This window comes from Pelagibacterium nitratireducens (assembly GCF_037044555.1).
Taxonomy (GTDB): Bacteria; Pseudomonadota; Alphaproteobacteria; order Rhizobiales; family Devosiaceae; genus Pelagibacterium; species Pelagibacterium nitratireducens.
Genome location: NZ_CP146275.1, coordinates 2,166,758 through 2,190,706, shown reverse-complemented (window position 1 = coordinate 2,190,706; position 23,949 = coordinate 2,166,758). Strand labels below are relative to the sequence as shown.

Genomic DNA, 23,949 nt, shown 5'->3' with positions numbered 1-23,949 from the left:
GCAAAAACCGTTACGTCCGTGCCGATCTTTCGTCAAGCAAGGCGTGGCACCGCTCTACGGGTTGGACGGATTTTCGCTTCTGAGGTCCTCGGGCTCGACATGGTCGACCTGCTGATCGAGCGGAGGATCGTTCCGCGTCTTCCAGAGCGAATAGGCAATGCCCGCCGCCAGTGTCCCCACGGTTATGGCCAGCGAAAGCACCGTATCGATATGAATGCCCACCGGGACCAGCGAGATCTTGATGCCCACATAGATCAGAACGATGGCAAGCGCCGTCTGCAGGTACCTGAAGCGGGCCATCGCCGCCGATAGGGCAAAGAACAGAGCCCGCAGCCCCAGAACCGCAAAGACGTTCGAGGTATAAACGATGAACGGGTCTTGGGTGATCGCAAAGATCGCCGGCACCGAATCGACGGCAAAGATCACGTCGACGATTTCCACCATGATCAGCGCCACGGCCAATGGCGTGAGCCAGAGCACCAGCTTGCCGCTTGTCGGGTGCGGCTTTTCGACGACGAACTTGTTGCCGTGGAACTGCGGCGTGATCCTGAACCGCTTGCGCAGGAATTTGAGGATCTTGTTGTTTTCGATATCGTCGTCGTCCTCGACCTTCTTGAACATCCGCAGGCCGGTAAAGATCAAAAAGGCGCCGAAGACGAAAAGGATCGGCTCGAACGCATGCACCAGCGCCACGCCCATGCCGATCAGGATCGCGCGGAACACCAGAACCCCGATAATCCCCCAGAACAGCACCCGGTACTGGTAGATGCGCGGAACACCCAGAAACGCGAAGATCGAGGCGATGACGAAGATATTGTCCATCGCCAGGCTCTGTTCGATAATGTAGCCGGTGAAGAACTCCAGCCCCGACTGCGACCCGCGCACCAGCCAGACCCAGCCGCCGAACGCACAGGCGACCAGCACATACATGCCATAGAGCACGAAGCTCTCTTTGGCGCTGATCTCTTTCTGCTCCTTGTGCAGGAACCCGAGATCAAAGATCAGGATGACCGCAACCACGGCCAGAAACGCGAGCCAGAACCACGCGGGCGTGTTCAGGAACGGTGTATACAAAAATGAAGCGAAATTTTCCATCGCCGGGACCTTCTCCATGTAACTCGTGGAGCAGTTCCGACATCACGCAGCGATCAAGAGCGCTACGCCAGAGGGGCCCGGCACTGCGCGGCGACATATACGCCCTTTCGCGCGCAGATTAAAGGGGCCGCCGGGCTCAAAGGCCGTGCTTTTCCAGTGTGTCGATATATTCGTCCATCACCGTTTCCCGGTCGCGGCCCGAATCCCAGCCGGCATCGATCTGCGCCTTGATCGCCGGGTCCAGCGCTTCCCATTTGGCTTCCCATTCTTCGGCATTGGCGATCCAGTATCCCACCAGCTCGTAGCGCTCGGCGGGAAAGCCCAGCTCCTTGCGCACGAATTTGCGGATGGCCCGCACCACCTTCTGCTCGCCCGCCACCCAGACATAGCCAGGTGTTGCGGGCAGCGGCACGCCACGCACGATCTCCTCGAGCCGGCTGGCCGCCACGCCATTGCCGCAGCCATGCAGCCAGGTCACTGTCGCCGCAGCATGATAGGGCAGGATCTGCTCATCGTCCTTTTGCGCCACTTCCACGAAGACGCGCGACTGAACGTGTTCGGGCGTCTGCTCGAGAATACGCGACAGCGCCGGCAGCCCGGTTGCGTCGGCGACGAGCAATTGCCAGGCATAATCCCTGGGCGGACTATAAAGCCCGCGCGGCCTGTTGATCGTTATGCGCTCGCCCGGCGCGGCCTTCTGTGCCCATTCGCTGGCCAGCCCGCCCTCGTGGACCACGAAGTCGATGTCGATGGTGACGTCCTCGCCCTCCTGCGCGAACCGCCGCACCGTATAGGTCGAGCACCGAACCGCGTCCTGACCGTCCGGATAGGTCCAGCGGCCATCTTCGGTAATGTGGGGGAGATGGAGCTTGCCGGTTTCCTCATTGGGAAAGAACAGCCGCAGATATTCGTCACCGATTCCGGTCGTGCGAAACGCCTTAAGTCCCTCGCCGCCAAATGTCAGCCGCACCATGCCCGGCGTCAGCGCCTGCCGGCCAAGCAGCGTCACATCGTAAAACATCTGGCTCATCGCGCGCTCCGGCCCGTGGAATTGTCACGCAACGGGATAATTTATCTTGATCGCAGCAGTCAAGAATTTAAGCGCAAAACCAAACGGCAAAGCCCGCGCCCGCCAACACATGTCGGCGCGACCGGGCTAAAACGAATGCAGAAGAAAAATGGCTCCCCGGGCCGGATTCGAACCAGCGACCAACCGGTTAACAGCCGGTTGCTCTACCACTGAGCTACCGGGGAACGCGTAGCCTGCTTGGCAGGTGGCGATCATCTAGCCAATTTGGTGGCGCTTGCCAACCCCCATTTGCCCATTCATTCGCTATGATGGCCAAGCCGGCGGGAAAGCGCGAGCAGATCGCCGATGGCATTGACCCCGGCAAAGGGGTTTTGCGCATGCGTCCGGGCATAATCGAGCCGCCGGGCGCCCAGCGCGGTCTGTGCGTCCCGTATGCGTGGGCCGCGCGGAGCAGGGGCGATGGCCGCCAGATGGGCAATCAGTGGCTCGGGCCGCCACAACGCATTGGTCGGATAATCGCGCTCGCCGAAGGCGCTGACCACGCAATCATGCCCGCCGGCCAGCATTTCCATCGCCCGCGCCGCAAAATCGTGCGGCCAGAACGGCGTATCCACCGAAACCGAAAGCATGAGCGAATCAGGCGCATTGGCGCGCACCCACAACGCCCCGGCCAGCAGCCCCGCCGTCGGCCCGGCAATCCCGCCATCGGCGTCGGGCACGCATACCATGCCCGGCGTAGGCCGGACCACGCCCGAACCGCTCGAAACCACGATCCGGCTGCATTGGGGCTCAAGCGCCCTCGATACCCAGTCGATCAGCGCCAGATTGCCGAGCCGGAGATCGGCTTTTCGCACACCGCCCAACCGGCGGCCGGCACCCCCCGCCAGAATCAATCCCACAATATTCATCGACATCGTTTACCTACTCACCGCCATCCGCAGACCGTACTGCGATGGCTTCTTAAGGCTCTGCGCCGATTATTTGGAAAATTGAAGGTGCGGATCGCATACGGCCTTGCCTAATTCCCCCAAACTACAATAGAACCCCGCCCCAGAGGCCTCGTGGCGGAGTGGTGACGCAGCGGATTGCAAATCCGTCCACACCGGTTCGATTCCGGTCGAGGCCTCCATCAATTCGGCAAGAAATTGCATTGATTTAGCGCCCTGCCGTCCCCGGTGGGGCGTTTTTATCTCGCATACCCCCAACGCTTTGCCCCGACTCAGCGCCTTCTGGCGACTGGTGAATCACGCGCCCATCACCACTAAAAAATATAGAACCGGGGGCGTCGTTGTTGACTACGTCGAGGAGGTACTCGTTGAGTTCGGCACGACATTCGGTCTCGGCGATAAAATCGGGATGAAGCGTGTTGCATTGCTCGAGCAGCGCGTCATGAGCTTCCATTCCGCCTTCTTGGTCTGACAGGAAACTGATGGATATGAGGAACAATTCCCGCCAGCGGTCCTCCTCATCCCAAAGCAGGCTGATCCGATCCATACAGTCCGCTTTGGATAGGTCGTTCTGCCGGCAGAATTCGTAGCGTTGGTAAAGTTCTATGGCATCCATCTGCGCAATTATGTCGAGATATTCCTTCTCGGTCTCAGGTGGCGGGTCCAATCGATCGCGAAGTTCATCGAGCGTCTGTGCCTGAACTGCGGTTGCCATGCTGAGCGCGATGGTGACACCGGTCCCGATCACGACCTTTCGGAATCTTATGTCGTCAATGTTCGACATTTTGACTCCCAGTCTTCACCGGCTATCCGCGCCCACGACGAAACGCAAATCGTCCGCCACGGCCTGCCAATAATGCGCCGTCGAGAATTCGAGCCGGGTAATCGATTTGTAGTCGGCGGCAAAATAGACGGGGCCGTAGGCTGAAAGCGCGAATTCGTCGTCGTGGACAAGCGCCTCCCCGCGCCAGGCCCGGATACGCAGGGTCTCCCCTTCGGCGCTGCTCCAGGCGACCCCGAAATATCCGCCGACGAAATCGAACGGGTCATCGCCAGCGATCGCCGTGGGGTGGCCCGAACTCGTATAGGCGATATATTCGCCCGACATCATGGTGTTGATGTAGCCTTCGCCCTCGTAGAATCGGCCGTGGGTGGCCACCCAGTTCTCCCAATGCAGCCCGCCATATCCGTTGGGCACCTTCATCAACTGGTCGCCGACGAACAGATCGTCAAAGCCCAACGTTACCGCCTCGCCGGCCAATGAGGCCTCATCGGACCATTCGAGCGGCAGCACGACGGGGATACGCCCTACCGCGACCTCCTGCGCGCCAACGGTCCAGTCACCCGGCGTTACGGGCAGGCGGTACCAGTCCCCCTCGGACGAAAGGGCAGGGACGGTTTCGCCGTCCGGACCGCTGGCCACAACGGTGTCAGGCCCGTCGGCCGAGCGCCCCCGGATTTCTGGAACGGGCGCCAGGCCCACCGGGACGGGCAAATGGTCCGCAACGATATCGCCCGGCGCGCCCACCAGCATCGACATGGGAATGGTTTGTTCGCCATTGCCGGTCGTTACCGTCCATCCCGGTGGCGGCACCACGCGAAACGTGTGGGCTCCAGCCTCTGTGATATCGGCATCGACCTGCGCGAGCGAGGTGTTGAAATTGGCATAGCCGCCGATATTGGTGCGTACCGTTTTGGCGCCGCCCGACGGGGTCAGCAGCTCCACCGCGACGTTGACGAACACCCGGTCGCCCAGATCATAGGTCCCGCTGTCGTTCATGTCGCGGAACACGAACGAGGAAATGTTCATCGAGCCGCCATTGGGGCCGCCCCAGTCCCGCAACTGGTAATAGCCGCTTTCCTGCCCCTGCGCCGGCAGGGCCAGAGGCAACACGCAAACCGCCAGAGAGAAAAGTCGCCTGGTCCACGATTGCACCATTTTGCCTGCCTTTGCCTGTTGTATGGGATATCGGCGCGTCCGATCCGGCCCGAAGGCTGCCGAACTTGCCCCCCGGGGTCAACCTGGTGCGGAACCTGCCTCTGTTTGAAGCGTTCTGGAAGGCCCGCCGCGATCAGAGTGAAAAAATGAAACCGACGACAAGTCCAGATTCCGCCCTTGGCGGCCTCGCCGCACCGGTGTCCTGGGGCCGGTCGGTTGTTGCCTTCGCTCATGGCGCAATATTGCTCGCCGGGATCGTTTCCATCGGGGCGGCGCTTTTGCTGCTCGGCCTTCTGGCCTGGCCAGTAAGGCTGGTGCGCCGCCAAATGGGGTTTTAGAAGGTGTCCGGCAAAACATGTCCCCGACGCGATCGGAAATGGAAACGGTTTTGCGGTTCAGGCACGCGACAGAACAAGGCTTGCAGCCGGGGATCTGATTCAATCAAATCCTGAACGGCACTAAGGGCCCTGCCCATTACATCGACCGGCTGCCGCGGGCTTTCAGGAACCGGGAACGGTTGTCCCCTCCGACTTGAAGGCCGATCCGTCGGCGCTCGAGCGGAACATCGTGAGCGTGCCCGACCACAACAGGCGCACGGGATTTTCGGTCTCGTTCGACCAGCAATGGCTGCGATTGCCGCGAAAGTGCAGGCTGTCGCCGGGGCCGACCGCCGTTTCTTCCTCCTCGATCCGCAACGTCAGCTTTCCCTCGAGCACATAGACCATTTCCTCGCCCTCATGATTTGCCACTTCCGAGCGGTAGCCCGGAGCGATGGTGATGAGAAACGAGGACAGGACATTGCCGGGGAATTCGGCATGAAGTCTTTCGTAGGAAATCAGCGAATCGTCGACGGAAAAGCGCATCCGCTGGCCGGCCCGGGTCAGCGCATCCTGGGCGTTCGGTGTGGCAATGAAGTAATCCACCCCGACCCCTAGCGCGCGGGCGATCGATGCCAGTGTCGAAAGGGAAGGGGAGGCCTGGTCGCGCTCGACCTGACTCAGATACCCGACCGACACACCCGATTGCGTTCCGAGTGCCTGCAGCGTCATGCGCAACGCATGGCGCCGCGCGCGGATCAGGGCACCGACCTTTGCCGCCTGCAGATTGTTGGCGATTCCCTCGGCGCGATTCATGCGATCCCTCTCTCAGGCCATCGATCAACCTTATCGAGTTCGGCCGATTTGACCAACCCGCGGTCGCGCGGGGCCGGATTCAAACACGCGCTCGTGCTGGAACCCCTCGGAAAAGCACAATATTTACCGTTGGTTAACCGTAAATACGTGGCATTTGAGCAACAATGGATGTTTGCCCTATTCCTGCCATGAGGTGGCCCCACTTCGTCCGCACTCGGAAACGACATTCCGGCCCATCGCATTGGTGCCGAACCCCGTACGGCGCAGTTGTGGCAGCAGGGCAACACTCCCGGCCCTGACTTCGGATTGCCGCTCTCGGATCGGAACCAGTGCACACCGGCACCCATTAGTTGCACACCAGCCGGTATAAAGGAGAATACATATGAACTCGCTCAAGACAGTGGCTCTCGCTGCCCTTTTGTCCACCACCGCTCTCGGCGGTGCCTTCGCTGCTGACGCCATTGGCGTTCCGGCACCCGCCGTTCCTGCTCCCGCTCCTGTCTATGACGCGGGCAGCGGTTTTGACTGGAATGGCTTTTATGCTGGTGCAAGCGCCGGCGCCCAGAACAACATCGATGCTGGCGAAACCGAATGGACCCTCGGGGCCCAGGCCGGTGTGAACGCCCAGTTCGATTTCTTCCTGGTCGGTGCTGAAGTTGCCCTCGACGGCGTCTTCGACGATCCCGACATGTACGCTTACGGTTCGGCTCTCGCCCGTGGCGGTGTTCTGGTGACCGAAGAACTGCTCGCCTATGGTGCTGTTGGTTACGGCACCGACTTTGACGCCGCCAACGGTGTTGGCGATCACGTCCTTGCCGGTGGTGGTCTCGAATTTGCCGCGACCGACGACGTTTCGATCCGTGGCCAGTATCTCTACGGTTGGGACCAGACCGGTGACGCGACGTCGAGCGACATCCACAAGTTCCAGATCGGCGCCAACTTCCACTTCTAATCGATCCGGATCGAATCTGGAGCGCGGTTCAGGGTCAATCGACCCGGACCGCACCCCATCACCGAGTCGCGAACGGCCCTGCATCTGCGGGGCCGTTTTTTGTATACGATTTCGTAAGGTTACCCAATTCCCTGTGCCAGAAAGGCAACAGCACGGACATTTGATGGCGATATTGTGCCGATCCAGGGGGTTGAACGCTGAAAGGGGATTGGAATTGGGCAAAGATTGGGCAATATGAAGACTGATCAACCCCCGTGCTGTGAGGTACTTTATGTCCATGCTCAAATCCACGCTGCTTGCTGCAGCTGCTACCGTCGCTGTCGCTTCGGCCGCCCAGGCTGCTGATCCGATCATGCCGATGCCCGTGACCCCGGTCGCTCCGGTTGTCGATCCCGTTTATGACTGGTCCGGTTTCTATGCCGGTGTTCGCGTTGGCGGCCAGAATGACACGGTCGATACCGATTGGCTCATCGGTGGCGAACTCGGCGTGAACGCACAGTGGGACATGTTCGTCCTCGGTGCCGAAGCTGCCGTTGACGCTGTCTTCGCAACTCCCGATACCTACGCATACGGTGAAATCACCGCTCGCGGTGGTGTGGCATTCTCCGAAGTGCTGCTGTACGGCACCGTCGGTTACGGTTCCGACTTTGACGCCGCCGGTGGCGTTGGCGACCACATCCTTGCCGGTGTCGGTGTTGAATTTGCCGCTACCGACTCCATCTCGGTCGATGGCCGCTATGTTTACGGTTGGGAACAGTCCGGCGCTGTCGGTGCCAGCGACATCCACAAGTTCACCATCGGTGCGAACTTCCACTTCTAGGAATCGAGGCTGGCAGGGCGGGGGCAACGCCAGCTCATTACCGATTTCGAAAAACGGTCCGGCATTTGCCGGGCCGTTTTTTTTGGTGCCAATGTTCGGCAATCTGCCGGGGCAACATCACACAAGTCCACGCATTTTAGCGCCATTGTTTGCCATGTTTTTCCGGGCAGGGACGGGCGCAATTTTAGTAAAATCTTATCCACGTTCCCAAGCTTGGCTTGAGAGCCGGCCCATCCGCGCAATAATGGCGTCAATTAACCTTAATGGAGTGACGCCAATGTCTTTCGCTGTTCGCATGGCGGCCGTTCTCGTCGCCGGCCTGTCTTTCGCCGGGCCTGCCCTTGCCCAGGATTATGGCCCCTACGGAGTCACCGGGTCGGCGAGCCTGGGAAGTGGCTATGGCTTTGATTGGGATGGCTTTTATGCCGGCGTGTATGGCGGCGGTGTGCCATTCGGCACCACCTCGTGGAACGCGGGCGTGTTCTCTGGTGTCAACGTTTCCATCGACAGCGCCGTGGTCGGTCTCGAAGCCCAACTCGGCGCCGACCTCGATGGCACCAATTCCATCGATGCCCTGCTGCTCGGCAAAGGCGGCGTCTCGCTGGGCGATGCCCTGATCTACGCCACCGGCGGCACCGGCATCGTCTCTGGCGGCTTCGGCTATGCCCTGGGCGGCGGCGCCGAATATGGCCTGACCGATTACATGAGCGCGCGCGGCGAGGTCCTGGGCACGGGCTCCTGGGGTTCGATGCCCTCCGATATGCGCGTCACCGCAGGTCTGGCGTTCCACCTCTAGAACGGAGCCGCCCGATCTCGCAAATGTGTTCGGTACCAGTCGCGGCGTCGCGCAGAGCGCGGCTGACCGCCTGTGTTCGCCCGAGCGGCGAGGACGAACGGCGCCGCGAAGACATGCCTGGAAACATGATAATTAAAGTCAGTTTTATCTCCCCTTGAAACCACTTGGGGGGTGGGTTAAGCCCTCTCCAAAGACAGGGGCTCGGATAGCCGCGAGTCCTTTCGCTCGGCTCCCAACCGGGCCCTACTGAAGGCTTGGCTGTCAATGAACGAACTGCTCAGCGCTTATCTGCCGATTCTGATCTTTGTGGGGCTCGCCGCCGTTATCGGTCTGGCGCTGCTGGTCGCCCCCTTCCTGATCGCCGTAAAGCGGCCCGATCCTGAAAAAGTTTCCGCCTACGAATGTGGTTTTGTCGCCTTTGACGATGCGCGCATGAAGTTCGATGTGCGCTTCTATCTGGTCGCGATTCTGTTCATCATCTTCGATCTCGAAGTGGCATTCCTTTTCCCCTGGGCCGTGGCCTTCGGTGAAGTCGGCTGGTATGGCTTCTGGTCGATGATGATTTTCTTGGGGGTTCTCACCGTCGGCTTTATCTATGAATGGCGCAAAGGTGCTCTCGAATGGGATTGAGTGACAACAATACTTTGGTTGCACCCCGGCCGCGTGGCGTTATCGACCCTGCGACCAGTCTGCCCGTCGGTGCGACTGATCCGTACTATGTCGAGGTCAACAACGAGTTGGCCGACAAAGGCTTTCTCGTCACCTCGACCGATGAGCTCATCAACTGGGCCCGTACCGGTTCGCTGATGTGGATGACCTTCGGGTTGGCCTGCTGCGCCGTGGAAATGATGCAGATGTCGATGCCGCGCTACGATTGCGAGCGCTTCGGCTTTGCACCGCGCGCTTCTCCGCGTCAGTCCGACGTGATGATTGTTGCGGGCACGCTGACCAACAAGATGGCCCCGGCGCTGCGCAAGGTCTATGACCAGATGCCCGAGCCGCGCTACGTCATCTCCATGGGCAGCTGCGCCAATGGCGGCGGATATTATCACTATTCCTACTCGGTGGTGCGCGGATGTGACCGCGTGGTGCCGGTCGATATCTACGTTCCCGGCTGCCCGCCGACTGCCGAAGCACTGCTGTATGGCGTGCTGCTGTTGCAAAAGAAGATCCGGCGCACCGGAACCATCGAGCGATAAGGCCAATCAATGGAAGACGCTCTTTCTGAACTCGGCGAGTACATTGCGCTCAAGCTGGGCGAGGCACTCGATGGGTACAATGTCGCCTATGGCGAGTTGACGCTCGAAGCAAAGCCCGACGCGATCCTCAATGTCATGCGCACCCTGCGCGACGACCCGCGTTGCCAGTTCATTTCCATCATCGATGTGTGTGGCGTGGACTATCCCGAGCGCGCCCAGCGTTTCGATGTGGTCTATCATCTGCTCAGCCCTCAGCAGAATGTCCGTATTCGCGTACGGGTCATGACGGACGAAGTAACGCCAGTTCCTTCAATTACCGGCGTTTTTCCTGGCGCGGACTGGTTCGAGCGCGAAGCCTACGACCTTTATGGCATCCTGTTCTCTGGGCACCACGATCTGCGCCGCATTCTGACCGACTATGGCTTCGACGGCCATCCGCTGCGCAAGGATTTCCCGCTGACCGGCTTTGTCGAGGTCCGCTACGACGAAGAGCGCAAGCGCGTCGTCTATGAGCCCGTCAAGCTGGCGCAGGAATTTCGGGATTTCGATTACCTTTCGCCCTGGGAAGGCACCGATTATGTGCTGCCGGGCGACGAGAAGGCCAAGCAATGACCGAGCACGATGTTCGCACGTTCAACATTAACTTTGGCCCGCAGCATCCTGCGGCTCATGGTGTCTTGCGGCTCGTTCTCGAGCTTGATGGCGAAGTGGTCGAGCGCGTCGATCCGCATGTGGGGCTGCTGCATCGCGGCACCGAAAAGCTGATCGAAGCCAAGACCTATCTGCAGGCGGTGCCCTATTTCGACCGCCTCGACTATGTCGCGCCGATGAATCAGGAGCACGCCTTTGCCCTGGCCATCGAAAAGCTTTTGGGAATCGAGGTGCCGTTCCGGGGGCAGCTTATTCGTGTGCTGTATTCCGAGATCGGGCGCATCCTCTCCCATATGCTCAATGTCACGACACAGGCGCTCGATGTTGGCGCGCTCACCCCGCCGCTTTGGGGATTCGAGCAGCGCGAACAGCTCATGGTTTTCTATGAGCGCGCTTCGGGCTCGCGCATGCACGCCGCCTATGTGCGTCCCGGTGGCGTCCATCAGGATCTGCCGCAGGACTTGATCGACGATATCGCCAAATTCACCGAAACCTTCCCCAAGGCTCTCGAAGATCTCGATCAGCTCATTACCGGCAATCGCATCTTCAAGCAGCGCAACGTTGATATTGCTACTGTTACGCTCGAGGATGCCTGGGCATGGGGCTTTTCCGGTGTCATGGTCCGCGGCTCGGGTGCGGCATGGGATCTGCGCAAGAGCCAGCCCTACGAGTGCTACGACCAGCTCGAATTCGATATCCCAGTCGGCAAGAACGGTGACTGCTATGATCGCTACCTCATCCGGATGGAGGAGATGCGTCAGTCCAATTTGATCATGCGCCAGTGCATTGATCTGCTCAATTCACCCGAAGGGCAGGGGCCGGTCTCGACAATGGACGGCAAGGTTGTTCCGCCCAAACGCGGCGAGATGAAGCGCTCGATGGAAGCGCTCATCCACCACTTCAAGCTTTACACCGAAGGCTTCCGCGTGCCCGAGGGTGAAGTTTACGCGGCCGTCGAAGCGCCCAAGGGCGAGTTTGGCGTCTATCTGGTGTCCGATGGCACCAACAGGCCGTATCGCTGCAAGATTCGCGCGCCCGGGTTCGCGCATCTGCAAGCCATGGATTTTCTCTGTCGCGGGCACCTTCTGGCTGACGTTTCGGCCATTCTGGGTTCCCTCGACATCGTGTTCGGAGAGGTTGATCGCTAATGAGCGTGCGTCGCCTTGCAGAAGAAGCAGTCCAGCCCGAGAGTTTTTCCTTTTCGAAGGAAAATACGGCCTGGGCAAAAAAACGTATCGCCATGTATCCGGCCGGACGCCAGCAGTCAGCGGTCATTCCGCTGCTCATGCGCGCCCAGGAACAGGATGGCTGGGTGTCGCGCGCGACGATCGAATCGGTCGCGCAAATGCTCGACATGCCCTATATTCGTGTCTTGGAAGTCGCGACGTTTTACACCCAGTTCCAGCTTCAACCGGTTGGCACCCGCGCTCATATCCAGGTGTGCGGCACCACCCCGTGCATGCTGCGTGGCGCCGAAGATATTCGCGCCGTTTGCCAAAAACACATTCACGCCGAGCCGCATCATCTCAACGACGATGGAACCATGAGCTGGGAAGAGGTGGAATGTGCAGGCGCTTGCGTCAATGCACCGATGGTTACAATCGGTTTCGATACCTATGAAGATCTGACGCCCGAGCGCTTTGAGGAAATCCTGATCGCTTTCCGTGATGGCGACGGCGACAAGGTGCCGACCGGCCCGCAAAACGGCCGCAAGTTCTCAGCGCCGCTGGACGGACAGATAACCCTGCTCGAAGATCCCGCCAAGGCTCCGCCGCATCAGGATAGGGGCCACCTTGAAGCCGAGGCAAAGGCGACAAAGCCTGGCCGCAAGCAAAAGATCGACGAGGAAGCCGCACCCGCCATCAAGGGCCCGTCGGGGGCTGGCAAGGTCTCGGAGGCCGACGCGGAAACGGCCGAGAGGAAAGCTGCCGGACCGGCCAGGCGCAAACCGGATCAGGCCGCCCGCAAGGGCGCGACCGGCGCTGAATCGCCCGCCGTCGAAAAAACGGCCAGCGAAACCGGCGAGAAGACCAAGACCACGAGCCGCGCTGGCAAAAAGCAGGAAGCGGTTGCGACATCGGCTGGAACGACGCCTGACAGCGCGCCGCTGTTCGAGCGTCCCGCAGGCGCTGCAGATGACCTCAAGCTCATTTCCGGCGTCGGCCCGGTGATCGAGCGCAAGCTCAACGATCTGGGTATCACCCAATATGCCCAGGTGGCCGCATTCACAGACGCCGAAGTCGAGCGGGTTGATGCGGTGCTCAACTTCAAGGGTCGCGTTGCCCGGGACAACTGGAAAGGTCAGGCAAAGGCGCTGGCCGACGGTGGCGTTGACGAATATGTCCGCGTCTTCGGCAAGAAGCCGCGCTAGGGGATTTGATCGATGCTCACGGATCAGGATCGCATTTTCACAAATCTCTACGGTCAGGAAGACTGGGGTCTCGAAGGCGCTCGTCGTCGCGGCTCGTGGAATGGAACCAAGGAATTGCTCGACCAGGGCCGCGACTGGCTGACCAACGAGGTCAAGGCCTCCGGCCTCCGTGGCCGTGGTGGTGCGGGCTTTTCGACGGGCCTGAAATGGTCGTTCATGCCCAAGGTCAATGACGGTCGCCCTCATTATCTGGTCGTCAATGCCGACGAATCCGAGCCGGGCACTTGCAAGGACCGCGAAATTCTGCGCCACGATCCGCATCATCTGGTCGAGGGTTGTCTGATCGCCGGGCGCGCCATGGACGCCCACGCCGCCTACATCTATGTGCGCGGTGAGTTCATGCGCGAGCGCCAGCGGCTCGAGGCTGCTGTGCAGCAGGCCTACGACGCCAAACTCATCGGCAAAAACAACATTCATGGCTGGGACTTCGACATCATCGTCCATCACGGGGCCGGTGCTTATATTTGCGGTGAGGAAACCGCGCTGCTCGAATCCCTCGAAGGCAAGAAGGGCCAGCCGCGCCTGAAGCCACCTTTCCCCGCCGGTATGGGCCTTTATGGGTGCCCGACCACAGTCAATAACGTCGAGTCCATCGCCGTCGTCCCTGAAATCCTGCGCCGTGGCGCCGCATGGTTCGCCGGTCTCGGTCGTGAGAACAACACCGGCACCAAGCTCTTCTGCGTCTCCGGGCACGTCAACAATCCGGCGACCTTCGAAGAAGAGATGGGTACGCCGTTCGACGTGCTGATCGAAAAGCATTGCGGCGGCATCCGCGGCGGCTGGGACAATCTGCTGGCCGTCATCCCCGGCGGCTCCTCGGTCCCTTGCGTGCCCGGCGAAAAAATTCGCTCAGCCCATATGGATTTCGACGGCCTTCGCGAAGTCGGTTCCTCGCTCGGCACTGCTGCCGTGATCGTCATGGATAAGTCCACCGACATCATCAAGGCCATCTGGCGCCTTTCCGCCTTCTACAAGCATGAAAGCTGCGGCCAGTGCACGCCGTGCCGTGAAGGCACGGGTTGGATGATGCGGGTGATGGAGCGCATGGTGCGCGGCGAAGCGCAAAAGCGCGAGATCGACATGCTGTTCGCCGTCACCAAGCAGGTCGAGGGCCACACCATCTGCGCTCTGGGCGATGCCGCGGCTTGGCCGATCCAGGGCCTGATCCGCAATTTCCGTCCCGTGATTGAAGCGCGGATCGACGCATACACCTACAAGTCCACCACCGATGGCGCGGTGCCTTCGGTTGCGGCGGAGTAAGAACGAATGGCGCAAATCAAGGTCGATGGCGAACTGATCGAGGTTCCCGATCACTTCACACTGATGCAGGCTGCCGAGGCAGCTGGCGCGGAAATCCCGCGCTTCTGCTATCATGAGCGTCTGTCGGTGGCAGGCAATTGCCGCATGTGCCTCGTGGAAGTGAAAGGCGGCCCGCCCAAACCCCAGGCAAGCTGCGCCATGAGCGTGCGCGACCTGCGCCCCGGCCCGAACGGCGAGGCGCCTGAAATGTTCACCAACACGCCGATGGTCAAAAAGGCCCGCGAAGGCGTGATGGAGTTCCTGCTCATCAACCATCCGCTCGATTGCCCGATCTGCGACCAGGGCGGCGAGTGCGATCTGCAGGATCAGGCCATGGCCTATGGCGTGGATACGTCCCGCTACTGGGAAAACAAGCGCGCCGTCGAAAACAAGCATATCGGCCCGCTGGTCAAGACCATCATGAACCGGTGCATTCACTGTACCCGCTGCGTGCGCTTCACCACCGAAGTCGCCGGCGTTTCGGAGCTGGGTCTGATCGGCCGTGGCGAGGATGCCGAGATCACCTCGTACCTCGAACAGTCGATGACCTCCGAGCTGCAGGGCAACGTCATCGACCTTTGCCCGGTCGGCGCGTTGACCTCGAAGCCCTATGCTTTCCAGGCCCGTCCCTGGGAACTCAACAAGACCGAATCCATCGACGTCATGGATGCCGTCGGTTCCAACATTCGCGTCGATTCTCGCGGCGGTGAAGTCATGCGTGTCCTGCCGCGCATCCATGAAGGCATCAACGAAGAGTGGATTTCCGACAAGACCCGCTTCATCTGGGATGGTCTGCGCACCCAGCGCCTCGATCGCCCCTATGTGCGCAAGAGCAAGAAGCTGCGGGCCGTCTCGTGGAATGAGGCGTTCGCCGCGGTCGCCGCTCTGGTCAAGACTGTCGAACCGGGCCGTATCGGCGCAATCGCGGGCGATCTGGCGGGTGTCGAGGAAATGTATGCCCTCAAGAACCTTATGGGCTTGCTGGGCTCGTCAAATATTGACGCTCGCCCTGCCGGTTCGGCGCTGGATCCCAAAAAGGGCAGGGGGTCGTATATCTTCAACCCCACGATTGCCGGCATCGAGCAGGCCGACGCGATTCTTATCATTGGCGCCAACCCGCGTCGTGAGGCTGCCGTGCTCAACGCCCGCATCCGAAAGGCATGGCGCGCCGGCGGTGTGGAAATCGGCGTGATCGGCGAAGCGGCCGATCTGACTTACGATTATACGCATCTCGGCGCAGGGATCGACTCATTGGCCGACTTGGCTTCGGGCAAGGGCAGCTTCGCAAAGACGCTCAAAAAGGCCCAGCGCCCGATTGTGATCGTGGGTGAGGGTGCGGTCACGGGGGTGTCAGCAAAGAACGTTCTCGGCTTTGCCACTGAAATCGCCAAAACGGCTGGCGCCTTGACCGCAGACTGGAACGGCTTTGCCGTCCTCCATACGGCTGCTTCGCGCGTCGGTGCCCTCGATATCGGACTTTTTCCGGGACGAGGCGGTCTCGATACCGCCGGTATGCTCAAGGCCGCCGGTACGGGAAAGCTTGACGTTCTGTTTGTTCTTGGCGCTGACGAAATCGACATGTCGGGTCTTGGCGAAACCAAGGTGGTATACATCGGAACGCACGGCGACGCGGGCGCCCACCGGGCCGATGTCATCCTGCCCGCCGCGACCTACACCGAAAAATCAGCAACCTACGTGAACACCGAGGGCCGTGTTCAGATGACGGCCCGTGCGGTCTTCGCGCCCGGTGAGGCCAAGGAAGACTGGGCAATTCTGCGCGCCCTCTCGGCGGTTCTTGGTCAGCCGCTGCCGTTTGACTCGCTTTCGGGTCTTCGTGCGCGGCTTTATGGGGAATATCCTCACCTTGCTCAGCTCGATGCCATTGCGCCGGGCAGTGCTTCCGATGTATCCGCTCTGGCAGATACTGCAGTGCCGAAGTCGACATACGCTCTGATCTCTCCGGTCGGCGACTTCTACCTCACCAACCCCATAGCGCGTGCATCTGCCGTAATGGCCGAATGTTCGCAGCTTATATCGGGTCTGAAACAGGCCGCGGAGTAAGGCAGCGATATGGACTGGATTGTATACGCGCTCGACTATCTTCTCGGTGCCCCGATCCTCGGGCTCGGCACCATGGTCGGGTTTGTCTGGAAGGCGCTGTTACTTCTGGTGACCCTTTTGGTGTTCACAGCGTATGTCCTGCTCGCAGACCGCAAGATCTGGGCCGCTGTTCAGATTCGCCGTGGTCCCAACGTGGTCGGCGCTTTCGGCTTGTTCCAGAGCTTTGCCGATCTCCTCAAATTCGTCTTCAAGGAGCCGGTCATTCCGGCCGGCGCCGACAAGGCGGTCTTCCTTCTCGCGCCGCTCGTAAGCGTCCTTCTCGCGCTTTCGGCCTGGGCCGTGGTGCCGGTTGCTGAGGGCTGGGCGCTCGCCGACATAAATATCGGCATCCTCTACATCTTCGCGATATCGTCTCTGGGTGTCTATGGCGTCATCATGGGCGGGTGGGCGTCGAATTCGAAATATCCATTCCTCGGTGCCCTCCGTTCCGCTGCTCAAATGGTGTCTTATGAGGTTTCCATCGGCTTTGTGATCGTGACGGTCCTGTTGTGTGTCGGCTCGCTCAATCTGACTCATATCGTGATGGCGCAGCAGGCCGGTGGCCTGGCCCATGTGCTCGGCGTGCCGTGGCTGACCTTCCTGAACTGGTTCTGGCTGCCGCTGTTCCCGATGTTCGTCATCTTCTTTATTTCCGCACTCGCCGAAACCAACCGCCCGCCCTTCGATCTTCCCGAAGCCGAATCCGAGCTTGTTGCCGGCTTCATGGTGGAATATGGCTCGACCCCGTACATGATGTTCATGTTGGGCGAATACGTGTCCATCATTCTCATGTGCGCGCTCACCACCATTCTGTTTTTGGGGGGCTGGACGGCGCCGATCGATCTGCCGCCCTTCACCTGGATCCCGGGCGTCGTGTGGTTCGTGCTAAAGCTCTCGCTGGTCTTTTTCATGTTTGCCATGGTCAAGGCCTTCGTCCCTCGTTACCGCTATGACCAGTTGATGCGTCTGGGCTGGAAGGTTTTCCTGCCGATCTCGCTGGTCATGATCGTTGTCGTTGCCTTCGTTCTTCAGCTCACGGGCTGGGGCTGGCACGGCGGCATGGCATAAGGAGAGAACCACAAATGAAAGCCTTGCGGTTTCTCGACGCTCTGCTGCTCAGGGAGTTCGTATCGACGTTCTTTCTGGCAATGCGCTATTTCTTTGCGCCCAAGCCGACCATCAACTACCCGTTCGAAAAGGGCGCGGTCTCGCCGCGCTTTCGTGGAGAACATGCTCTGCGCCGTTATCCCAATGGCGAAGAACGCTGCATTGCCTGCAAGCTGTGCGAAGCGATCTGCCCGGCCCAGGCCATCACCATTGAAGCCGGCCCGCGTCAGAACGACGGCACCCGCCGCACGGTTCGCTACGACATCGATATGGTCAAATGCATCTATTGCGGTTTCTGCCAGGAAGCCTGCCCGGTCGATGCCATCGTTGAAGGCCCCAATTTCGAATTTGCAACCGAGACGCGCGAGGAGCTTTACTTCTCCAAGGATCGTCTCCTGGCCAATGGCGACCGTTGGGAGCGTGAACTCGCTGCTAACATCGCCCTTGATGCACCGTACCGTTAGGAGCGACAGGTGACCTTGCCGCTGTTTTTCTTCTACCTGTTCTCGACCATCGTTGTTGCTTCGGCGATCATGGTGATTTCTTCGCGAAATCCCGTGCATTCGGTGCTGTTTCTCATTCTTGCCTTCGTCAATGCGGCGGGCATTTTCATGCTGGCCGGGGCCGAGTTTCTGGCGCTGATCCTGATCGTGGTCTATGTCGGCGCAGTTGCGGTGCTGTTCCTATTCGTCGTCATGATGCTCGATGTGGATTTCGGCGAGTTACGGCGCGGTATTCTCCAGTATGCGCCCATCGGTATCGTGGTCGGCATCATTCTGCTGCTTGAGTTGCTGTTGGTCGCCGGCTCTGCCTATCTGGCTCCGGACGCAGCGACTGGTGGCGTGCTCCCGATCGATGGGGGCGTGGAAAACACACGCGCCCTCGGGCGGGTGCTCTACACGAACTACATTTACCTCTTCCAGGCGTGCGGCCTCGTGCTTCTGGTGGCCATGATCGGAGCGATCGTTCTGACCCTGCGCCACAAGCCGAACGTCAAGCGCCAGGATATTTCCGCGCAGGTCGCGCGGACCAAGGCGACGGGCGTCGAAATCGTCAAGGTCGAGAGCGGAAAAGGGCTATAGGGGGATTATGATGACACCGGCAGTCGGGCTCGGTCACTTCCTGACCGTAGCAGCCATTCTGTTCACCATTGGCGTGTTCGGGATTTTTCTCAATCGCAAGAACATCATCATCATCTTGATGTCGGTGGAGCTGATCCTGCTTGCGGTCAACATCAACTTCGTTGCTTTTTCATCCCATCTGGGCGATCTGGTGGGACAGGTGTTCGCACTGCTGATCCTGACCGTCGCCGCAGCCGAGGCCGCCATCGGCCTTGCGATTCTCGTGATCTTCTTCCGCAATCGGGGCTCGATCGCGGTCGATGACGTCAACATGATGAAGGGCTAGGGCGGCCATGATCCAGGCAATTGTATTCCTGCCGCTGATCGGCGCGCTGGTCGCTGGGCTTTTTGGCCGCGCCATCGGGCACAAGCCCGCGGAAATCATCACAACATCGCTTCTGATGGGCGCCGCTGCACTCTCGTGGATCGTCTTCCTGCCGTTCTTTCTGGGCGACGGCGAGGCCTATAAGGTTACTGTAATGACCTGGATTCACTCAGGCGATCTTCAGATCGATTGGGTGCTCCGCGTCGATACGCTGACGGTCATCATGCTGGTTGTTGTCAACACAGTCTCTTCGCTCGTTCACCTCTATTCCATCGGCTACATGCACGAAGATCCGCATCGTGCGCGCTTCTTTGCCTATCTCTCGCTTTTCACCTTCGCCATGCTCATGCTGGTGACCGCCGATAACTTCGTCCAGATGTTCTTCGGCTGGGAAGGCGTGGGCCTGGCTTCCTACCTGCTGATCGGCTTCTGGTACCAAAAGGAATCCGCACGCGCTGCCGCCGTCAAAGCCTTCGTCGTCAACCGCGTCGGTGACTTCGGTTTCGCGCTCGGTATTTTCGGCACCTTCTTTCTCATCGGCACGCTTGGTTTCGATGAAACCTTCGCGGTCCTTCCCGGTGTCGCAGACGCCACGATGCCGTTCCTGTGGTGGGATGCCCACGCGATGACGGTCATCTGCCTGCTGCTGTTTATGGGCGCCATGGGCAAGTCGGCCCAGTTCCTGCTCCACACATGGCTGCCCGACGCCATGGAAGGCCCAACGCCGGTTTCCGCACTGATCCACGCTGCGACCATGGTGACCGCCGGCGTGTTCATGGTCGCGCGGCTCTCGCCAATGTTCGAAATGAGCGAAGCGGCGACCCTGTTCATCATCTATATCGGAGCCATAACCGCCTTCTGCGCGGCGACCATCGGACTGGTTCAGAACGACATCAAGCGCGTCATTGCCTATTCCACGATGTCCCAGCTGGGTTATATGTTCGTGGCCCTCGGGGTAGGAGCCTATTCAGCGGGCATATTCCACCTGTTCACCCACGCCTTCTTCAAGGCGCTGCTGTTCCTTGGCGCTGGCTCGGTCATCCACGCGATGCATCACGAACAGGACATGCGCAATATGGGCGGCATCGCCCGCAAGATTCCGATCACCTATGCCATGATGCTCATCGGTACGCTTGCCCTGACCGGTGTCGGCATTCCGGGGACCTCGTTCGGCTTTGCCGGGTTCTTCTCCAAGGACGCGATTATCGAGGCTTCTTATGCCTTTGGTGGCACCGCCGGATCATTTGCGTTCTGGCTTCTGGTCATCGCCGCCCTGTTCACCAGCTTTTATTCCTGGCGCTTGGTGCACCTCACCTTCCACGGCCCGACGCGTGCCGATCACCATACGTTCGATCATGCTCACGAGAGCCCGAACGTCATGCTGATCCCTCTCTACGTTCTTGCCATTGGTGCAGTGCTCGCGGGCGTGGTGTTTTACGACGCCTTCTTCGGACATGCCGAACACATCGCGCACTTCTTCCATGGCGCGATCGTCGTGGATGAGCACATTATCGAGGAAGCGCACGGCGTTCCAACCTGGGTAAAGTGGTCAGCAACCGTGGCCATGCTGATCGGGTTCGTCACCGCCTGGTACATGTATATCCGCAACCCGTCCGCCCCCAAGCAGCTCGCTGCCGAACAGCCGCTGCTCTACAAGTTCCTGCTCAACAAATGGTACTTCGACGAGCTCTATGACGCCATCTTCGTGCGACCGGCCCGCTGGATTGGCACTGCGCTCTGGAAAGGGTTCGATGACTGGCTCGTCGATCAGACCCTGGTAGAAGGCCTCGGCCGCCGGGTCCGGCAAGTAACCGGCTACGTTACGCGCCTGCAGTCAGGCTACCTCTATCACTATGCCTTCGCCATGCTCATCGGCGTTGCAGCCCTTATCACTTGGGCCATCGCCGCCGGGGGACTTCTGGGATGATCCTTGAAAACAACATCCTGACCATCGTTACGTTTCTGCCGCTGGTTGGGGCCTTCTTCATTCTGCTGACCCCTGGGGGCGACCCCGTCGCTCAGCTCAACATCAAGCGCATCGCGCTTGCCACGACCGTCGTGACCTTCATTTTCACGCTGGTCATGTGGGGCATGTTCGATCCCGATACGGCGGATTTCCAGTTCGTCCAGAACCATCCATGGCTCGGCGATGTCATCGGCTATCGCATGGGCGTGGATGGCATCTCGGTGCTGTTTATCGTGCTGACCGGGCTGTTGATGCCCATGTGCATCCTTGCGAGCTGGGATTCGATCACCTTCCGCATCCGTGAATACATGGTGCTGTTCCTGGTCCTCGAAATGCTGATGATCGGCGTTTTCACGACGCTCGATCTGGCCATGTTCTACGTGTTCTTCGAAGGCACGCTGGTTCCGATGTTCCTCATCATCGGCATCTGGGGCGGCAAGAGGCGTATCCAGGCGTCCTACAAGTTCTTCTTTTACACGTTCATAGGCTCGGTGCTGATGCTGCTGGCCATCATGGCCATGTACTGGCAGGCGGGAACGCTCGATATCGCGCGTCTGCTCGATTACGATTTCCCCGAGAACGTTCAGTATTGGCTCTGGCTTGCATTCTTTGCCTCGTTGGCGGTAAAGATGCCCATGTGGCCGTTCCACCGCTGGTTACCCGAGGCGCACGTCGAAGCGCCCACGGCCGGATCGGTGATCCTTGCGGCAATCCTGCTCAAGCTTGGCGGCTATGGCTTCTTGCGCTTCTCGCTGCCCATGTTCCCCGATGCGTCGCTGTATTTCTCGAACTTCGTGTTCTTCCTTTCCGTCGCCGCGATCATCATCACTTCGCTGGTGGCGCTGGTTCAAACCGACATCAAAAAACTGATCGCCTATTCTTCGGTCGCGCATATGGGCTTCGTGACGATGGGCATTTTCGCCGGGAATGTTTACGGCGTTCAGGGCGCGATCTTCCAGATGATCTCGCACGGCATCGTATCGGGCGCGCTCTTTCTGTCGGTCGGCGTTATCTATGACCGCATGCACACCCGTGACGTCAATGCTTATGGCGGGCTCGTCGAACGCATGCCCAAATACGCGTTCGCGTTCATGGTTTTCACAATGGCCAATGTCGGCCTGCCCGGCACTTCGGGCTTTGTCGGCGAGTTCCTGACGTTGCTGGCCATCTTCCAGGTCAACACCTGGTTTGCAGTATTTGCCACCACCGGTGTTATCCTGTCGGCGTGCTATGCCCTTTGGCTCTATCGCAAGATCATCTGGGGTGCGCTCGAGAAGGAAAGTCTCAAATCCATTCTCGATCTCAATGCCCGCGAAATGGTGACGATTGTTCCGCTGATCATCCTCACCATTCTCTTTGGTTTCTACCCGGCGCCCCTGATGGATGCGATGGCCACTTCGGTGGGCGCGCTTGTCGATCAGTATCAGGCTGCCGTCGGCATCGAACCGATGTCTGCGCTCGTCGATGTGACGGTGCCTGCGGCCGATGTCGCGGCGCCTGCCGCTACGGCCCATTAGGAGGTGAATGTGGTGTCTGAATTTGCCGGTTTCGCCTCTCTGGCGCCCGCCTATCCCGAAATGCTGCTCGCCGTTGGCGCGCTGGTTTTGCTGCTTGTTGGCGTATTCGCGAAGAAGGAAATAGCGACTGGTATCACCGGTATTGCCATCGGTCTTCTGGTCGCCATTGCCGTGATGGTTTCGTTCCTTCCCTCGGAAGGCGTGATCTTTTCTGGCGGCTTCATCAATGACGGCTTTGCCCGCTTCATGAAGGTTCTCATACTTGCTGGGTCGGCTTTCGCTCTGGTCCTCTCGGTGTCCAGTGCCATCGAAAATGGCCTCAACAAGTTCGAATATCCGGTCCTTATCGTTCTTGCCACATTGGGCATGATGATGATGGTGTCGGCCAACGATCTGATGAGCCTGTATGTCGGCCTCGAATTGCAGTCGCTCGCGCTGTACGTTCTCGCAGCTTTCAAGCGCGACAGTGGCAAGGCAACTGAAGCGGGTCTGAAATACTTCGTTCTCGGTGCTCTGTCGTCGGGGATGCTCCTTTACGGTGCCTCTCTGGTTTATGGCTTCACCGGGCACACACAGCTCGACCAGATCGCCGAAGCCGTGGCGCTTGGCGAGCGGACACCCGGCATCATCTTCGGCCTGGTCTTTCTGCTCGCTGGCATTGCCTTCAAGATTTCCGCAGTCCCGTTTCACATGTGGACGCCGGACGTTTATGAAGGTGCACCGACCCCCGTAACCGCCTTTTTCGCATCCGCACCCAAGGTGGCTGCGATGGCTCTGCTTATTCGGGTCGTGTTCGATGCGTTCGAACCCATCGCCAGCGATTGGCAGCAGGTCGTGATCTTCCTTTCAATTGCCTCCATGGTATTGGCCTCGTTTGCGGCCATCGGCCAGAACAACCTCAAACGGCTGCTGGCCTATTCGTCCATCGGCCATGTCGGCTTCGCTTTGGTCGGTCTTTCTGCGGGCAACATCATCGGCGTGGAAGGTGTCGCCATCTATATGGCCGTTTATATCACCATGACCATTGGCACCTTCGCCTGCGTGCTCGCGCTCAAAAACGACGACGGCTACGTGGAAACAATAGATGATCTGGCGGGTCTGGCCAAATCCCGTCCATTCGTCGCCGCAATACTGGCGTTGTTCATGTTTTCCTTAGTCGGCCTGCCGCCACTTGCCGGATTCTTTGCCAAATGGCAGGTGTTTCTTGCGGCCATCGAAGCCCAGCTTTTCGTTCTCGCGGTGATTGGCATGCTGGCCAGCGCGGTGAGCGCATTTTACTATCTGCGCATCATCAAGGTCATGTATTTCGACGAACCCACCCAGTCCTATGCGGTGCCAGCCATCGAGTTGCGCGTCGTGATGGCACTCACGGGTTTTTTGGTGCTCAGCTACTTTTTCACGGTAGGGGCGCCTCTGACGGCCATCGCCCATGGCGCCGCCAACTCCCTTTTTTAGAGCAGGACCGGGTGGTCGCCTTTCCTCTTCCTGAAAGCGCTGTTAGGGCTGGTTATCGAGTAATCG

24 protein-coding genes and 2 tRNA genes are annotated in these 23,949 nt (G+C 59.6%); 19 read left to right on the top strand and 7 right to left on the bottom strand.

What is annotated here, in order from left to right; genetic code table 11:
• Nucleotides 1–54: 54 nt before the first annotated feature.
• The 4 genes from V6617_RS10855 to mobA all read right to left on the bottom strand — a co-directional run bounded on the left by V6617_RS10855 (nt 55) and on the right by mobA (nt 3,039).
• Complete coding sequence (locus V6617_RS10855) at nt 55–1,095, bottom strand: TerC family protein (protein WP_338606993.1); 1,041 nt, start codon at nt 1,093–1,095, stop codon at nt 55–57.
• Nucleotides 1,096–1,231: 136 nt separating this feature from the next.
• Nucleotides 1,232–2,125 (bottom strand): siderophore-interacting protein, encoded by an 894-nt coding sequence (locus tag V6617_RS10850; RefSeq protein WP_338606992.1) that lies wholly within the window; start codon nt 2,123–2,125, stop codon nt 1,232–1,234.
• Nucleotides 2,126–2,274: 149 nt separating this feature from the next.
• Nucleotides 2,275–2,349, bottom strand: a tRNA-Asn gene (locus V6617_RS10845).
• A gap of 72 nt (nt 2,350–2,421) precedes the next feature.
• Nucleotides 2,422–3,039 (bottom strand): molybdenum cofactor guanylyltransferase, encoded by a 618-nt coding sequence (gene mobA / locus V6617_RS10840; protein WP_338606991.1) that lies wholly within the window; start codon nt 3,037–3,039, stop codon nt 2,422–2,424.
• Nucleotides 3,040–3,180: 141 nt separating this feature from the next.
• Between mobA and V6617_RS10835 the strand changes: the two genes are divergently transcribed.
• A tRNA-Cys gene (locus tag V6617_RS10835) sits at nt 3,181–3,254 on the top strand.
• A 26-nt stretch (nt 3,255–3,280) separates the two neighbouring features.
• Here the strand turns inward: V6617_RS10835 and V6617_RS10830 are convergent.
• Both V6617_RS10830 and V6617_RS10825 read right to left on the bottom strand, forming a co-directional pair.
• Nucleotides 3,281–3,856 (bottom strand): hypothetical protein, encoded by a 576-nt coding sequence (locus tag V6617_RS10830; protein WP_338606990.1) that lies wholly within the window; start codon nt 3,854–3,856, stop codon nt 3,281–3,283.
• A 15-nt stretch (nt 3,857–3,871) separates the two neighbouring features.
• Nucleotides 3,872–5,011 carry a hypothetical protein gene (locus tag V6617_RS10825; RefSeq protein ID WP_338606989.1) on the bottom strand — a complete coding sequence of 380 codons (1,140 nt, stop codon included), beginning with the start codon at nt 5,009–5,011 and terminating at the stop codon, nt 3,872–3,874.
• A gap of 146 nt (nt 5,012–5,157) precedes the next feature.
• Between V6617_RS10825 and V6617_RS10820 the strand changes: the two genes are divergently transcribed.
• Nucleotides 5,158–5,349 (top strand): hypothetical protein, encoded by a 192-nt coding sequence (locus tag V6617_RS10820; RefSeq protein WP_338606988.1) that lies wholly within the window; start codon nt 5,158–5,160, stop codon nt 5,347–5,349.
• A 162-nt stretch (nt 5,350–5,511) separates the two neighbouring features.
• Here V6617_RS10820 and V6617_RS10815 read toward each other — a convergent pair whose 3' ends face one another.
• Nucleotides 5,512–6,144 carry an XRE family transcriptional regulator gene (locus tag V6617_RS10815; RefSeq protein ID WP_338606987.1) on the bottom strand — a complete coding sequence of 211 codons (633 nt, stop codon included), beginning with the start codon at nt 6,142–6,144 and terminating at the stop codon, nt 5,512–5,514.
• Nucleotides 6,145–6,526: 382 nt separating this feature from the next.
• Between V6617_RS10815 and V6617_RS10810 the strand changes: the two genes are divergently transcribed.
• The 17 genes from V6617_RS10810 to nuoN all read left to right on the top strand — a co-directional run bounded on the left by V6617_RS10810 (nt 6,527) and on the right by nuoN (nt 23,883).
• Nucleotides 6,527–7,096, top strand: coding sequence for a porin family protein (locus V6617_RS10810; RefSeq protein ID WP_338606986.1), 570 nt, complete (start codon nt 6,527–6,529; stop codon nt 7,094–7,096).
• A 271-nt stretch (nt 7,097–7,367) separates the two neighbouring features.
• Nucleotides 7,368–7,916 (top strand): porin family protein, encoded by a 549-nt coding sequence (locus V6617_RS10805; RefSeq protein ID WP_338606985.1) that lies wholly within the window; start codon nt 7,368–7,370, stop codon nt 7,914–7,916.
• Between the two features lie 277 nt (nt 7,917–8,193).
• A complete protein-coding gene (locus V6617_RS10800) occupies nt 8,194–8,712 on the top strand; it encodes a hypothetical protein (protein ID WP_338606984.1) in 519 nt (172 codons plus the stop codon).
• 264 nt (nt 8,713–8,976) lie between these two features.
• Nucleotides 8,977–9,342, top strand: a complete 366-nt coding sequence (locus V6617_RS10795; protein ID WP_014130486.1) for an NADH-quinone oxidoreductase subunit A — start codon at nt 8,977–8,979, stop codon at nt 9,340–9,342.
• On the top strand, nt 9,333–9,911 hold the full coding sequence (locus V6617_RS10790) for an NADH-quinone oxidoreductase subunit B family protein (protein WP_338606983.1): 579 nt from the start codon (nt 9,333–9,335) through the stop codon (nt 9,909–9,911). Before V6617_RS10795 ends, V6617_RS10790 begins: the two co-directional genes overlap by 10 nt.
• A 9-nt stretch (nt 9,912–9,920) precedes the next feature.
• Nucleotides 9,921–10,523, top strand: a complete 603-nt coding sequence (locus V6617_RS10785; RefSeq protein WP_338606982.1) for an NADH-quinone oxidoreductase subunit C — start codon at nt 9,921–9,923, stop codon at nt 10,521–10,523.
• Nucleotides 10,520–11,710, top strand: a complete 1,191-nt coding sequence (locus tag V6617_RS10780) for an NADH-quinone oxidoreductase subunit D (RefSeq protein WP_338606981.1) — start codon at nt 10,520–10,522, stop codon at nt 11,708–11,710. Before V6617_RS10785 ends, V6617_RS10780 begins: the two co-directional genes overlap by 4 nt.
• Nucleotides 11,710–12,933: an NADH-quinone oxidoreductase subunit NuoE gene (gene nuoE / locus V6617_RS10775; RefSeq protein ID WP_338606980.1), complete on the top strand. Its 1,224-nt coding sequence runs from the start codon at nt 11,710–11,712 to the stop codon at nt 12,931–12,933. Before V6617_RS10780 ends, nuoE begins: the two co-directional genes overlap by 1 nt.
• A 12-nt stretch (nt 12,934–12,945) precedes the next feature.
• On the top strand, nt 12,946–14,253 hold the full coding sequence (gene nuoF, locus V6617_RS10770; protein WP_338606979.1) for an NADH-quinone oxidoreductase subunit NuoF: 1,308 nt from the start codon (nt 12,946–12,948) through the stop codon (nt 14,251–14,253).
• A gap of 6 nt (nt 14,254–14,259) precedes the next feature.
• Nucleotides 14,260–16,353, top strand: a complete 2,094-nt coding sequence (gene nuoG, locus V6617_RS10765; RefSeq protein WP_338606978.1) for an NADH-quinone oxidoreductase subunit NuoG — start codon at nt 14,260–14,262, stop codon at nt 16,351–16,353.
• A 72-nt stretch (nt 16,354–16,425) separates the two neighbouring features.
• Entirely contained in the window at nt 16,426–17,460 is a 1,035-nt protein-coding gene (nuoH, locus tag V6617_RS10760) for an NADH-quinone oxidoreductase subunit NuoH (protein ID WP_338610687.1), read from the top strand.
• Nucleotides 17,461–17,474: 14 nt separating this feature from the next.
• Entirely contained in the window at nt 17,475–17,963 is a 489-nt protein-coding gene (nuoI, locus tag V6617_RS10755; protein WP_338606977.1) for an NADH-quinone oxidoreductase subunit NuoI, read from the top strand.
• Between the two features lie 9 nt (nt 17,964–17,972).
• Nucleotides 17,973–18,581: an NADH-quinone oxidoreductase subunit J gene (locus tag V6617_RS10750; RefSeq protein WP_338606976.1), complete on the top strand. Its 609-nt coding sequence runs from the start codon at nt 17,973–17,975 to the stop codon at nt 18,579–18,581.
• Nucleotides 18,582–18,591: 10 nt separating this feature from the next.
• A complete protein-coding gene (gene nuoK / locus V6617_RS10745; RefSeq protein ID WP_338610686.1) occupies nt 18,592–18,906 on the top strand; it encodes an NADH-quinone oxidoreductase subunit NuoK in 315 nt (104 codons plus the stop codon).
• A 7-nt stretch (nt 18,907–18,913) separates the two neighbouring features.
• Complete coding sequence (gene nuoL, locus V6617_RS10740; RefSeq protein WP_338606975.1) at nt 18,914–20,872, top strand: NADH-quinone oxidoreductase subunit L; 1,959 nt, start codon at nt 18,914–18,916, stop codon at nt 20,870–20,872.
• A complete protein-coding gene (locus V6617_RS10735; protein WP_422394777.1) occupies nt 20,869–22,428 on the top strand; it encodes an NADH-quinone oxidoreductase subunit M in 1,560 nt (519 codons plus the stop codon). Before nuoL ends, V6617_RS10735 begins: the two co-directional genes overlap by 4 nt.
• Before the next feature lie 60 nt (nt 22,429–22,488).
• Nucleotides 22,489–23,883 carry an NADH-quinone oxidoreductase subunit NuoN gene (gene nuoN, locus V6617_RS10730; protein ID WP_338610684.1) on the top strand — a complete coding sequence of 465 codons (1,395 nt, stop codon included), beginning with the start codon at nt 22,489–22,491 and terminating at the stop codon, nt 23,881–23,883.
• Nucleotides 23,884–23,949 lie beyond the last annotated feature (66 nt).

What these genes read in the sequence shown, in the direction of transcription:
- V6617_RS10805 (WP_338606985.1), top strand. Translation starts at nt 7,368, where the DNA reads ATGTCCATGCTCAAATCCACGCTGCTTGCTGCAGCTGCTACCGTCGCT.
- V6617_RS10790 (WP_338606983.1), top strand. Translation starts at nt 9,333, where the DNA reads ATGGGATTGAGTGACAACAATACTTTGGTTGCACCCCGGCCGCGTGGC.
- V6617_RS10780 (WP_338606981.1), top strand. Translation starts at nt 10,520, where the DNA reads ATGACCGAGCACGATGTTCGCACGTTCAACATTAACTTTGGCCCGCAG.
- V6617_RS10850 (WP_338606992.1), bottom strand. Translation starts at nt 2,125, where the DNA reads ATGAGCCAGATGTTTTACGATGTGACGCTGCTTGGCCGGCAGGCGCTG.
- nuoE (WP_338606980.1), top strand. Translation starts at nt 11,710, where the DNA reads ATGAGCGTGCGTCGCCTTGCAGAAGAAGCAGTCCAGCCCGAGAGTTTT.
- V6617_RS10815 (WP_338606987.1), bottom strand. Translation starts at nt 6,144, where the DNA reads ATGAATCGCGCCGAGGGAATCGCCAACAATCTGCAGGCGGCAAAGGTC.
- nuoI (WP_338606977.1), top strand. Translation starts at nt 17,475, where the DNA reads ATGAAAGCCTTGCGGTTTCTCGACGCTCTGCTGCTCAGGGAGTTCGTA.
- V6617_RS10810 (WP_338606986.1), top strand. Translation starts at nt 6,527, where the DNA reads ATGAACTCGCTCAAGACAGTGGCTCTCGCTGCCCTTTTGTCCACCACC.
- V6617_RS10735 (WP_422394777.1), top strand. Translation starts at nt 20,869, where the DNA reads ATGATCCTTGAAAACAACATCCTGACCATCGTTACGTTTCTGCCGCTG.
- nuoH (WP_338610687.1), top strand. Translation starts at nt 16,426, where the DNA reads ATGGTCGGGTTTGTCTGGAAGGCGCTGTTACTTCTGGTGACCCTTTTG.
- nuoG (WP_338606978.1), top strand. Translation starts at nt 14,260, where the DNA reads ATGGCGCAAATCAAGGTCGATGGCGAACTGATCGAGGTTCCCGATCAC.
- nuoK (WP_338610686.1), top strand. Translation starts at nt 18,592, where the DNA reads ATGACACCGGCAGTCGGGCTCGGTCACTTCCTGACCGTAGCAGCCATT.
- nuoL (WP_338606975.1), top strand. Translation starts at nt 18,914, where the DNA reads ATGATCCAGGCAATTGTATTCCTGCCGCTGATCGGCGCGCTGGTCGCT.
- nuoF (WP_338606979.1), top strand. Translation starts at nt 12,946, where the DNA reads ATGCTCACGGATCAGGATCGCATTTTCACAAATCTCTACGGTCAGGAA.
- V6617_RS10830 (WP_338606990.1), bottom strand. Translation starts at nt 3,856, where the DNA reads ATGTCGAACATTGACGACATAAGATTCCGAAAGGTCGTGATCGGGACC.
- V6617_RS10795 (WP_014130486.1), top strand. Translation starts at nt 8,977, where the DNA reads ATGAACGAACTGCTCAGCGCTTATCTGCCGATTCTGATCTTTGTGGGG.
- V6617_RS10785 (WP_338606982.1), top strand. Translation starts at nt 9,921, where the DNA reads ATGGAAGACGCTCTTTCTGAACTCGGCGAGTACATTGCGCTCAAGCTG.
- V6617_RS10820 (WP_338606988.1), top strand. Translation starts at nt 5,158, where the DNA reads ATGAAACCGACGACAAGTCCAGATTCCGCCCTTGGCGGCCTCGCCGCA.
- mobA (WP_338606991.1), bottom strand. Translation starts at nt 3,039, where the DNA reads ATGTCGATGAATATTGTGGGATTGATTCTGGCGGGGGGTGCCGGCCGC.
- V6617_RS10825 (WP_338606989.1), bottom strand. Translation starts at nt 5,011, where the DNA reads ATGGTGCAATCGTGGACCAGGCGACTTTTCTCTCTGGCGGTTTGCGTG.
- V6617_RS10800 (WP_338606984.1), top strand. Translation starts at nt 8,194, where the DNA reads ATGTCTTTCGCTGTTCGCATGGCGGCCGTTCTCGTCGCCGGCCTGTCT.
- nuoN (WP_338610684.1), top strand. Translation starts at nt 22,489, where the DNA reads ATGCTGCTCGCCGTTGGCGCGCTGGTTTTGCTGCTTGTTGGCGTATTC.
- V6617_RS10855 (WP_338606993.1), bottom strand. Translation starts at nt 1,095, where the DNA reads ATGGAAAATTTCGCTTCATTTTTGTATACACCGTTCCTGAACACGCCC.